The sequence below is a fragment of the Embleya sp. NBC_00888 genome (assembly GCF_045207655.1).
Taxonomy (GTDB): Bacteria; Actinomycetota; Actinomycetes; order Streptomycetales; family Streptomycetaceae; genus Embleya.
Map to the genome: position 1 here is coordinate 2318735 of NZ_CP108784.1, position 11199 is coordinate 2329933.

Consider the following 11199-nt stretch of genomic DNA (forward strand, 5'->3'; position numbering starts at 1 on the left):
ATCGCCGCAACAGTGCACGTGTTTCGGCTTCCCGTTACGAGTGTCACCCATGCGGCGTCATGATGAGGGCACACGATCGGGTGGCCCGGGGGGACGTTGCGTGACCGATGTCGACAGGCGGGGTCCGGCCCCCCTGGACGCGTACGATCCGCGCCGGATCGGGCCCTACCGGGTGCTCTCCCGACTCGGCCGGGGCGGCATGGCCCGGGTCTTCCTGGGACTGTCCCCGGCGGGCCGGCTGGTGGCGATCAAGACCATCCTGGCCGAGCTGGACCACGACGCGGACTTCCGCCGCCGGTTCGCCCGCGAGGTGCACGCCGCGCGACTGGTCAGCGGGGTGTTCACGGCCGCCGTGGTGGACGCCGACCCGGAGGCCGAGCGGCCCTGGCTGGCCACCGCGTACGTGCCCGCGCCGTCGCTGCGCGAGGTGGTCGACGAGTGCGGTCCGCTGCCGCCGGACGCGGTGCGCTGGCTGGCCGCCGGGGTGGCCGAGGCGCTCGGCGCGATCCACGGCGCCGGCCTGGTGCACCGCGACCTGGCCCCGGGCAACATCCTGGTCACCCTGGACGGTCCCAAGGTGATCGACTTCGGGCTCGCGCTGGCCGAGGACCAGGACACCGTCAACCTGGTCGGCACGATCGCCTACATGGCGCCCGAGCAGGTCGAGGGCGAGTCCGGCACGGTCCGCTCCGACGTGTACTCGATGGGCGCCACGCTGCTGTTCGCGGGCACGGGTCACGCGCCGTACGAGGGCAGCGCGATGCGGGTGATGAGCGCCGTGCGCAATCGCGACCCGGACCTGACCGGGCTGCCCGAGGAACTGCTGCCACTGGTGGAGTCGTGTCTGCGCCGCCGCGCCGACCGACGCCCCTCGCCGGACGACGTGGTCGCCGACTTCGCCGCCCTGCTCGGCCGGCGCCGGCGTCCGCACGAGGCGGCCTCGTGGTTGCCCCGTCCGGTCCTGGAACTGCTCTACGAGCACGAGCGCCGGATCCGCCCCGCCGTCGAGCCGGCCGGCCCGCCCGCGGCGCGACCGGCACCCGAGCCGGAGGCGGTGCGGGCTCCCTCGGCCGAGCGCCCGCGCCCGGCCCGGCCCGCGCGCCGGCGGGCCGCCGAACCCACCGCGGCCCGGCCCGCGCCCGCCCCGACCAAGCGCTACACCGAGGATCCGTACCCGACGCGGGCGCCGATGCTCGACCGGATCGGCTACCAGGTGAGCGACTCGGGGGCGATCACCGTGACGACCTCGTCGCTGTCCGAACCGGGCCTGGGGCGCTGGCACTCGGTACTGGCGCCGGTGGTGGGGCCCGCGTTGGGCGCCGGGTACTACGGGCCGCGTCGGTCCGCGGTCCGCTTCGGCATGCTCGGCGGCCGACCGACGCTGATCCGGCGCACCGCCGCACACGCCCTGGTGCTGATCGCCCCGGCCCGACCCGAGCCCGGCGCGGTTTCGCTCGCCGGGCCCCGGCACGCGCTCGCGCTGGGCGCGGCGCCGGTGGACCTGCCGGATCTGGATCCTCCGGGCCACCGGCACGTGCCCCGGCTCGACCCGGCGGTGCTGAACGCGGAGCTGACCCGTCGCGAGGCCGGGCTGCGGCTGCGCGCCACGCGGCATCCCGACGTGCTGACGGACGTGATCTCGGCGGTGCTCACCCGGCCGGAGGCCACCTTCGCGCTGTCCGAGGCGGACGCCGTGCCGGACCCCGAGGCGGTGTTGTGGGGCCTGTGCGAACTGCTCGGCCCGCTGCTCCCGTACACGCTGTCCCTCTCCACGCTGAGCGCGTCCGAGCCGGAGGACGAGCCGCGGCTGGTGGTCCACCGACAGTGGCCGGCCCACGACGCGCGCGCCCGGCGGCATCGGATCGTCCCGGGCGAGGAGCTGTACTCGATGGGCGACGTGCACCGCGCCGCCGCCGAGGCCCTGGTGCGCGGCTACACCGGTCCCGACCGGGCCGCCGGAGCGGCCGCCCTGGGCCCGACGGGCCCGTTCCGCTCCGCCTCGCCCACGGCCCGCTCGCAGGCCGTCCTGCGTGCCCTGGAGGGCCGGTAGCACGGGTCGGCGAGCCGGGCCCGGCGGACCCGGCCCCGGGCCCTGTCCGGCGGATCCTGCTGGATCGGGCCGCGTCGTGAGCGCAGCGAGGAGCCCGAAGGGCGGATGCCGTGCCTCGCCGCACCGGACAGCCGCACGGTGGTTCCATTCGACTGTTTCTCCGGTGTGGCGAGGCGCGATGCCAGGCGGCGCGGACCCACCGGGATCCGCCGGACAGGGCCTAACGGGGCGGCCGGAGCAGGCCGGCAGTGAGGCCCTCCAGCAGGCCCCGGCCCAGGTCCTCGCCCAGGGCCGCCGCGCCGCGCAGGTCGGTCACGAACGCGCGCAGCGCCCGGAAGGTCTCGCCGTAGGCGCGCTGCCGGTCCGGCGGCAGCAGCGGGATCTCGATCCGGCGCACGTCGACCCGCACGATGCTGGACCCGTAGCCGGCCCGCCGGGCCTGGGCCGGGTCGGTCAGGAACCCGGCCAGGAACCACGGATCGAGGGTCGCCGGGTCGGGGCGCAGCAGGTGCAGGTTGGGTCCGAGCACCGCGTCCCGCTCGGCGGGTCCGGCCACTCGGACCGCGCCCGCCCAGCCGATCTCGCCGCTGCCCAGCAGGGTCGGCACGATCACGTCGCCCGCCCTGACGCGCGGATGTTGTGCCTCGTCCGCCTCGGCGACCGACAGGCGCGCGCTCGGCGGTACGGCGGCGGCGAGGTCGGTGGTGGTGAGCATCGGCACGGTCGGCCCGGTCGGCGTCTCCTGGCCGCTCCGGCCGGAGCGGGTCGCGCTGCGGTACAGCGTGACCGCGCCGGTGCGGGCCAGGTCGGCGAGCGTGACCGAGCGCCAGGTCGGCGCTCCCGGGTCGGCGGCGGGCACGTCGGGCACCAGTTCCGGGAGCCGTTCCAGCAGGTCGAGCAGCCGCCGGCGGGTGTCGTGCACCCGCTCGGCCACGTTCAGGTCGGTGCGCTCGGGCAGGTTGTGCGACGGGGTCAGGTCGACGTTGTCGTCGAGGAGTTCGATCAGCGGCACGGCGCGGTGTCGGCCGGGCACCTCGGCCAGGCCGCCGGGATCGGTACCGAAGTCGTGCCAGGCCCGCACGCCGGCCTGCGCCGCGGCCGCGTCCTCGAGCGCGGCGAACAGCACGTGTGAGGGCATCAGTTCACCCGAGGGCCGTTCCAGGATCCACAGGTGCAGCGCGACGCCGAACGGCGGCGCGGCGCCCGCGGGCAGCGCGAACACCGCGCGCAGCGCGCCCCGGCGCAGCAGTTCGGCCCGGATCCGCCGGCCCGAGCCCCGGGCCGCGACGGCGGGCGGCATCAGCAGCACGACCCGCCCGCCGACCTCGGTATGCGCCAGCGCGTGCTGGACCCACGCGAGTTCGGACTCGGTCCTGGGCGGCAGGCCGTACTCCCAGCGCTGGTCGTAGGCCAGTTCGTCGTGGCCCCAATTGCGGTCGTTGAAGGGCGGGTTGCCCACGACGGTGTCGAACAGCTCGTCGGGCCACGCGTCCGCGCGCAGCGCGTCGCCCTCGGCGACGGCGATCGCGGTGTCCGGCCCGGCATCGGGGTGCAGCGCGATGCGGGCCCGGATCAGTCGGGCCAGGGCCGGGGCCTCGGCCTGCCCGCGCAGGGTGCGCGCGGATCGCACGAAGCCGAGCAGCAGATCGCCGTGCGTGGTCGCCGGATTCAGCACGGATGTCATGGATTCCCGTCCCACGCACGCGAGTTCGGCGATCAGCGCGACGGTGGCCGAGGGGGTGGCGGCGCCGGGGCCGGCCGCGGACTCGGCGAATCGGGAGTAGAGGGCGGCGAACACGGCCGAGGCCCCGCGGGTGCCGGCGAGGTCGCTCGCGGCGCGCAGCAGGGCGGCGTGCGGCCCGACCGGCTCGGGTGAGCCGGCCGCCAGGTGGTCGCCGATGTCGGCGAGCCGGCCGGGGACGTCGTCGGAGGCCGCGACCAGGCGCCACAGGTGTTCCTCCGGCGCGACCTCGGCGATCTTGCCCTGCTCGCGCAACCAGCTCTCCACGTCGGACAGCGCGAAGGTGGGACTCGCGTCGCTGCCGCCCACGGGCCGCGGGAAGTCGTCGAAGCGCCGGCGCCAGTTACTCACGGCGGCGCGCCCGACACCCGCGATGCGAGCGATCTCGGCAGCGGTGACCTGGGGGCTGGTGGGCACCGTCTCCTCCTCATGGGCCGTTTGTGAACCTTCCGGAGTCAACCATACCGAGACGACTCAAGGCGCGAGCAAAGTACTTGTTGACAGCGTTCACAGCTACTGTTTCTATTGACTGCAGCAGCACAGAGCAACCCCGGAAACACCCGCACCGCGCTGTCCTCGACCACCGGCCGTTCGGCCGGCACCGAGGACATCAAGGGCTGACCGACGCGCGGTCCGGGACGGCGTCGGGGGGCGACGTCCGGGGGCGTCCGGGTCGGCATCCGCGTTGGCATCCGGGGGACGACGAATACGCACGCGACGGAAATACGCGGCGACGAACTTTCATCCGGGGGGATGAGGGGTGGGGTCGCGGGGGCGAGGTGCCGTACGGCGCCTCGCCCCCGCGGTGTGTCCCGGTCCGGTCGGCGGTGTCCGGCGCTATCGCCAGGGGAGTTCGGCGAGCGCGGGCGCCGCGTCGTCGCGCAGCACGGTGCCCTCGATCACGCCGTACGGCCGATCCGTCACCTGGTACACCTCACCCGCGTTGTGCAGACCGAACGCGTCGAGGTCGACCGGGAGGTGGTGCCGGTTCGGCAGCGTCAGCCGCACCTCGACCAGGTCCTCCCGCTCGGTCAGCACCGCCTCGCCCATCGCGTACAGGGTCTGTTGCAGGGACAGGCTGTGCGCTTCGGCAAAGGTGCGCAGCAGCGTGTCGCGAGCCGCGCGGAAGGACGTGTCCCAGTCCGCCGACACGACGTCGAGCCGCCGGTGGCGCCAGCGCGCGTGCACGCTCGTAGCCAGGATCCGGTCCCGGGTCGGGGCCAGCGTCGTGTAACGGTCCGTCATGAAGCCGTGGAACTCCGACCCGGTCGACTTGAGCACGGTCACGTCCTCCAGACCGGCGCAGACCTCGGTACCGGCCGGCCCGTGCAGCACGCCCGCGTATCTGGCGCCGGCCGCCCGGGTCCACGCGTGCGGGTGCGGCCCGTGCGTACCGGGGATCCGGATCCAGGGGTATTCCAGGACGCGCACGCGCGCGGTGTCGATCGGGGCGTACGCGTCGACGAAGTGCCGGGCCAGGCGCAGCCCGAACGCCTCGATCGCGGGCAACGGTCGGTCCTGCGCGAACGCGTACACCACGGCGCGCATCGTGTCGGTCGGGATGACGTGGGCGTTGTCCCCGCGCAGATGGGTGTCCGCGAGGTCGCCGGACAGTGACACGGACACGTTCAGATCGCACAGTTCGTGCTCGGTCGCGGTGGTCCGGGTGACCCGGACCAGTCGCACCTCCGCCTTGCCGTATCGATTCGGCCCCAGAACGATCGCCATCGGTTCAGCTCCCTCGCCACGCGGGCTGATGTTGCCGGGTGTTGCCGGGTGTTGTCGCGAAGCTAGCGGCGCGCGCGGAGCCCGGTCAAAGTCGCGAATCGGGACATGTCCCGGCGATTCGCTGCGGTTGCCGGGTCGGTGACGAGACGTTCACGAGTCGTCGACGAGCCGGTCCGGGTCCTCGGTGGGGCCTCGGCCCGGAGGGTAGGCTGCGGCAAAGTCCGCGGGGAGGCGAGACAGACAGGGCCGGAAAAAGCCCTGGGGCCCTCCCTGCCTTGGCGCAGCACGTACATAGAGGGGGCGGCAGTCATGGATCCGCTGAAGCCGGGCGATCCCGGGGTTGTCGGGCGGTACCGACTGTCGGCCCGATTGGGACAGGGCGGCCTGGGGACGGTCTTCCTCGGTCGCGCACCCGGTGGTGACCACGTCACGGTCAAGCTGGTGCGGCCCGACCTGGCGTCCGACAAGACGTTCCTCGAACGCTTCCGCAAGGACGTCACCACCGCCCGGGAGGTCGGCGGCACACACGTCGCGCACGTCCTGGACGCGGACCCGGACGGCACGCCGCCGTGGCTGGTCGTCGAGCACGTGGCGGGCCCGTCCCTGGAGGCGGCCGTCGCGGCGCACGGGCCGCTGCCCGAGCACTCGCTGCGCGCGCTGGGCGCGGGATTGGCCGAGGGGCTCGCGGCCATCCACGAGGTCGATCTGACGCACCGTGACCTCAAGCCGGCCAACGTCCTGCTCGCGGCCGACGGGCCGCGCGTGGCGGACTACTCGCTGGCCCGGGCCCTCGGTTCGGCCGGGATGACCCGCACGGGTGTCGTGGACGTCCCGGGGCTGCCCGCGCCGGAGCAGGTCACCGGCGGCTCCATAGGCCCGGCGATCGACGTGTTCGCGTTGGGCGGTGTGCTGTGCCACGCGGCCGGCGTGGCGCCGTTCGGCGCGGGGTCGGTCGCCGAGATCGCGCAGCGGGTCGTGCGCGAGATGCCGGACCTGTCGGAACTCCCGGACTGGCTCGGTGAGATCGTCGCCGACTGCCTGAAGAAGCGGCCCACCGCACGACCCTCGGCGGCCGACCTGGTGGCACGCTTCGCCGCGGCCGAGCCGAGTGCGGACTGGCTTCCCGAGGAATTGCGGGCACTGGTCGCCGCGGCGACCGCGGCCGTGGGCGATGCCCCGCCCCCGAAGGACGCCGAGGGCGCGGACGGGGAAGGGGAAGAGCCGGAGACCACCGAGGTCCCGGCAGCCGCCGCACTCGCGACCGCGACGCCGACCGACACGGACGAGACGCCCGTGGCGACGCCGGCGGTACGCGCGGGCAAGAAGGCCGCCGGGAAGCCCGCGGCCGGTGGCGGTACCGCCGCGAAGAAGGGCGCGAAGAACGGCGCGAAGCCGGCCGCGCAACCTGCCGAGGCCGAGGCCGAGGCCGACGCGACCCCCGTGGCCACGCCCGCCGCACGGACCGGCAAGAAGAGCGCCGCGAAGCCCGCCGCCGAGCCGGCTGCGACCACGACGACCGACGCGGACGAAGACGACGCGACCCCGGAAGCCACGCCCGCCGTACGGACCGGCAAGAAGAGCGCCGCGAAGCCCGCCGCCAAACCGGCTGCGACCACGACGACCGACGCGGACGAAGACGACGCGACCCCGGAAGCCACGCCCGCGGTACGGACCGGCAAGAAGAGCGCCGCGAAGCCCGCCGCCGAGCCGGCTGCGACCACGACGACCGACGCGGACGAAGACGACGCGACCCCGGAAGCCACGCCCGCCGCACGGACCGGCAAGAAGGGCGCCGCGAAGACGACCCGCGCTCCCGTCGCGGGATCCGATGCCGACGAGGCGGGTGACGAGACTCCGGTGGCGACACCGGCATCGGCCGCGGGCAGGAAGGGCGCGAAGCCGACCGCGCGAGCCGCCGCGACCGAAGCCGAGGACGAGGACGACGCGACCCCCGTGGCCACGCCCGCCGTACGCGCGGGCAAGAAGGGCGCCGGGAAGCCCGCCGCCGGTGGTGGTGACGCCGCGAAGAACGGCGCGGGCCGGGACAAGGGCGACGCCGGCGCCGACGAGGTGAACGACGACGAGGACGACGCGACCCCGGTGGCGTCGCCGGCGGTGCGGGCCGACCGGAACGGCGCCGGGAAGCCCGCCGCGGAAAAGCCCGACCCGGATTCCGACGCCACGACTCCCGTGGTGGCACCGGCCGTTCGCGTCGGCAAGGACGACGACGTCACCACGCCGATCGCGACCCCGGCGGCCCCCGCGCCCGAGGCGGACAAGCCGGCGGCCAAGGCGCCCTACGACGGTGGCGCGCCGGTCAAGGTGCCGGCCATCCGCCGGGGCACCGACGCCGAAACGGTCAAGGTCGCCCGGGACTCCGAGTCCCCCGCGCCCGCCGACGCCGGTGCCGAGACCGTCAAGGTCGCCCGGGACTCCGCGCCGGCGGCGCCGCCGCGACCGGACGCGCCGACCCGGGTGGTGCCCGCCCCGCAGTTCCCGACCGACGCGCCCGCCGCCGCGGCCGAGGTGCCGCCCTTCCCGACCGGTTCGCCCTTCCCGCTCACTCCCGCGCCGGCACGCGCCGCGCGGCCGGCCAATCCCATGATCTGGCACGCGGTGATCGCGCTGCTCGGGCTGACCGCCGTCGGCATAGGGCTGTTCCGCATCACCGACTCCGCGTGGCGCGACGCGCAGAACGCCGTGATGGGTGTGGTCCTGCCCGGCATCTCGGTGCTGGCGGGCCTGGCCGGCCTGGCCACGCTGGTGCTGGCCGTGCTCGATTCGCGGCGCAAGGCCGCCGCCGGCCCGTCGTACCCGCCCGGCACCGCGCCCGTCGCCGAACCGAGGCCGACCGAGGCGGACTCGGCGCGGTAGCCGTACCCGGACACCCGCGACGGGCCCGCCGGTCGTCCCTCGACCACCGGCGGGCCCGCTCGTCCCCCCGCGCCCACACCCGCGCCGATCGGTGACGGCGTGTCAGTTGCTGCCGCCGCAGGACGAAAAGCACCCGCCGTTGCTGTAACTCTGACCCAGTCGAGGGTTGTACGCCCCGCTCGGATCCCGGTCGGGACCGCCCCCCTCGGCCCGACTTCGCGCGGACCCACCGCGCGACCGTCGAATCCGCGTGTCCGAGGCGCGGAAGACCGCGCCCAACGCACCGTCGTGCAGTCCCCGGCGGCCGAACAGCGCGGCTCCCCCGACCGTGTCCGGCGGCCCTTGGCGATCCCAGTCGAGCCGGCCCCACTCCTTGCGCGCCCGGCCGAGCGCGCGGGCGCCGGCCGGCGTCAGCGGCTCCCGGCCGCGCAGGCACAGCGCGTACCCGGCCGCGCAGGCGATGGCGGTGACCGCGACGCCGACCACGATCGCGGTGCCGGGCTCGAACAACGCCGCGCACCACACCAGAGCGACCAGCACCACCCAAGCGGCGATCAGGGCCCCGCGGGTGAGCGGTGTGGCGATGCGCCGGGCGAGTCCGGCCGCCACGAGGCGACCCTCCAGTGCCTCGACCGCCGGATCGACAAGCGCCGCGAACCGCACGTCGGTCAGGTCGGCCCCGCCCTCGGCCAGGTCCACCACCGCGTCCTCGATCGCTCCGACGCCCGCCGGTGCCGTCGCGGTCAGCCGACCGTCCCGGGACACGAGCAGCGCGTCGCCCGCGTGCAACCGCACGATCGCGGTGTCCACCACTCGGCGGGACCCACCGGCCAGGAAGGCCAGTTCATAGGATCCGAGCGGTTCCGTCCCCATCGGCCCGGCGGCGGGCCGGCGCCCGTGCGGGCCGCCGGCCAGGACCTGTCGGGTCCGCAGGCCGAGCCCGATCGCCACGAGCGCGAGCAGGACGAAAAGTGTCGTCTCCATGGATCAGATGTACAGGTCGGCGCCGGCGGATCGAACACTCGGCCCGAAATCATGGGCACCTCCCTCACCCGGGCGTCTCGTTGCACGTCGCGCGGCAGGTCGTGCTCAGCCACGGGCAGCGCCGGGCGGCCACACCACGTGCACCCGCGTGCCCGCCGCGCGGGCCTTGGCGACCACCTCGGCGGTGCCGCCGCGCGCGCCGCCGGGTCGGCCGTCCCAGACCGCGAACACCACGTCCACCGCCGCGAGCAGCGCGTCGTTGGCCGCCGCGTACGCGTCCTCGGACGCCCGTCGGAACGGCATCACCCGGACCTCGTCGGCTCGCGCGATCAAGTCCTCGAAACCGGCGCGGTAGTCCGGACCGACCTTGGTCTCGCCGTAGTCGGCCGACGGCAGCAGTGCCACGAGCCGGCCGCCCAGGTCCAGGACGGCGTGCGCGAAGATCGCGTCCGCGCCTGCCGCGAGGCAGCTGTAGCCCACGAGTTCCTCCTGCGCGCCCCGGGCGAGCAGGTCCCGAACGGCCCGATCGACCAGCGGCACGGTGTCGGGCGTCAGGTTGATGTGGCCGGTGATGCCGTAGCTCGTCACGCCTACTCCAGTCCTGGTCCACTCGGTTGAGGGAACCCCCCATTGTTTGGCCAAGCGGCCGGGGAATCCGCACGAGCCGGTCGATAATCGGAGCAATTCGGCCGCGCAAGCCTCGACGCGAACGGGTCCCGGCCGGTTCGGCGACTCGCAGCGGCAACGACTCGCCGGTGCGCACACCGGCACCAGGGAGCGCCATGCATCGGAGAACACGTCGAATCGCGACCTCGGCCCCGACCTTCGTGCTGGCCGCGACCCTCGCCGCGTGCTCCGCCTCGTCGACCGGTGGACCCGCCGCCGTGCGGGTCGTCGACCCGGTGATCTCCGGGGCCCACCCGGCGACCCCGGAGGACTACCCCAAGCCCTCCGTCGCGCCGCCCTGCGACCCGCGCCAGAGCCTCACTCCGCCCGGGTCGCTGCCCGCCCCCGGAGCGATGCCCGCCGGTTCCACGATGGAGCGCGTGCACCGACGCGGGTACCTGATCGTCGGCGTCGACCAGAACACCCGATTCTTCGGCGAGTTGGACCGACGCAGCGGGCTGATCAAGGGATTCGACATCGAGATGGCCAAGGCCCTCTCCCGGGCGATCTTCGCCGGCCCCGACGACCCCGAGCGGCTGCGCTACAAGGTGATCACCCAGGCCCAGCGCACCGACGTGCTCCGGAACGGGGATGTGGACGTGGTGATCGACACGATGACCATCACGTGCGACCGCAAACTCCAGGTGGCCTTCAGCAGCGACTACTACACCGACGGCCAACGGGTCCTGGTGCGCACCGACTCGGGCGTGCGCTCCCTCGCGGATCTGCGCGGCAGGCGGGTGTGCACGGTCCGCGCCACCACGTCGATCGTGTTCCTGCGGGACGACCCGGCGGGCGTGCTGCCGTACGCCGTGGAGAACTGGACGGACTGCCTGGTCGCGTTGCAGCAGGGCGAGGTGGACGCGATCTCGACGACGTCCGCGCTGCTCAAAGGACTTCAGGCACAGGACTCCGACACCGACGTGGTCGGTCCGACCTTCAGCGACGAACCGCACGGCATGGCCTTCCCGTTGGCGCACCAGGACTTCGTACGATTCGCCAACGGGCTGTTGGAGCGGATGAAGCGGGACGGTTCGTGGCAGAAGTTGTACGACGCGTGGCTGGCCGGACCACTGGGACCGCAGTCCCCGCCGCGCGCCTCCTACGTCGGCTGAACGATCCCGGTCGCCGGGGGTTCGGCCCGCCGCCGCGAGGA

At 74.5% G+C, this 11199-nt stretch carries 7 protein-coding genes; 3 read left to right on the forward strand and 4 right to left on the reverse strand.

The window, feature by feature from the left end:
* Positions 1–100: 100 nt before the first annotated feature.
* A complete protein-coding gene (locus OG948_RS09150; RefSeq protein ID WP_406295319.1) occupies positions 101–2050 on the forward strand; it encodes a protein kinase domain-containing protein in 1950 nt (649 codons plus the stop codon).
* 220 nt (positions 2051–2270) lie between these two features.
* Here OG948_RS09150 and OG948_RS09155 read toward each other — a convergent pair whose 3' ends face one another.
* Both OG948_RS09155 and pucL read right to left on the reverse strand, forming a co-directional pair.
* Positions 2271–4208 carry an N-6 DNA methylase gene (locus OG948_RS09155; protein WP_406295321.1) on the reverse strand — a complete coding sequence of 646 codons (1938 nt, stop codon included), beginning with the start codon at positions 4206–4208 and terminating at the stop codon, positions 2271–2273.
* A gap of 420 nt (positions 4209–4628) precedes the next feature.
* Positions 4629–5519 (reverse strand): factor-independent urate hydroxylase, encoded by an 891-nt coding sequence (pucL, locus tag OG948_RS09160; protein WP_406295323.1) that lies wholly within the window; start codon positions 5517–5519, stop codon positions 4629–4631.
* A 309-nt stretch (positions 5520–5828) separates the two neighbouring features.
* On the opposite strand from pucL, the gene OG948_RS09165 reads away from it, so the two are divergent.
* A complete protein-coding gene (locus OG948_RS09165; protein ID WP_406295325.1) occupies positions 5829–8393 on the forward strand; it encodes a serine/threonine-protein kinase in 2565 nt (854 codons plus the stop codon).
* Between the two features lie 102 nt (positions 8394–8495).
* Here OG948_RS09165 and OG948_RS09170 read toward each other — a convergent pair whose 3' ends face one another.
* Together OG948_RS09170 and OG948_RS09175 are read right to left on the reverse strand one after the other, a co-directional pair.
* Complete coding sequence (locus OG948_RS09170; protein ID WP_406295327.1) at positions 8496–9377, reverse strand: TIGR04222 domain-containing membrane protein; 882 nt, start codon at positions 9375–9377, stop codon at positions 8496–8498.
* Between the two features lie 105 nt (positions 9378–9482).
* The gene (locus OG948_RS09175) at positions 9483–9965 is read right to left on the reverse strand and encodes a hypothetical protein (RefSeq protein ID WP_406295329.1); all 483 of its coding nucleotides are present in this window, start codon (positions 9963–9965) and stop codon (positions 9483–9485) included.
* 194 nt (positions 9966–10159) lie between these two features.
* On the opposite strand from OG948_RS09175, the gene OG948_RS09180 reads away from it, so the two are divergent.
* Positions 10160–11158, forward strand: coding sequence for a glutamate ABC transporter substrate-binding protein (locus OG948_RS09180; RefSeq protein WP_406295331.1), 999 nt, complete (start codon positions 10160–10162; stop codon positions 11156–11158).
* The last annotated feature ends 41 nt before the right edge of the window (positions 11159–11199 follow it).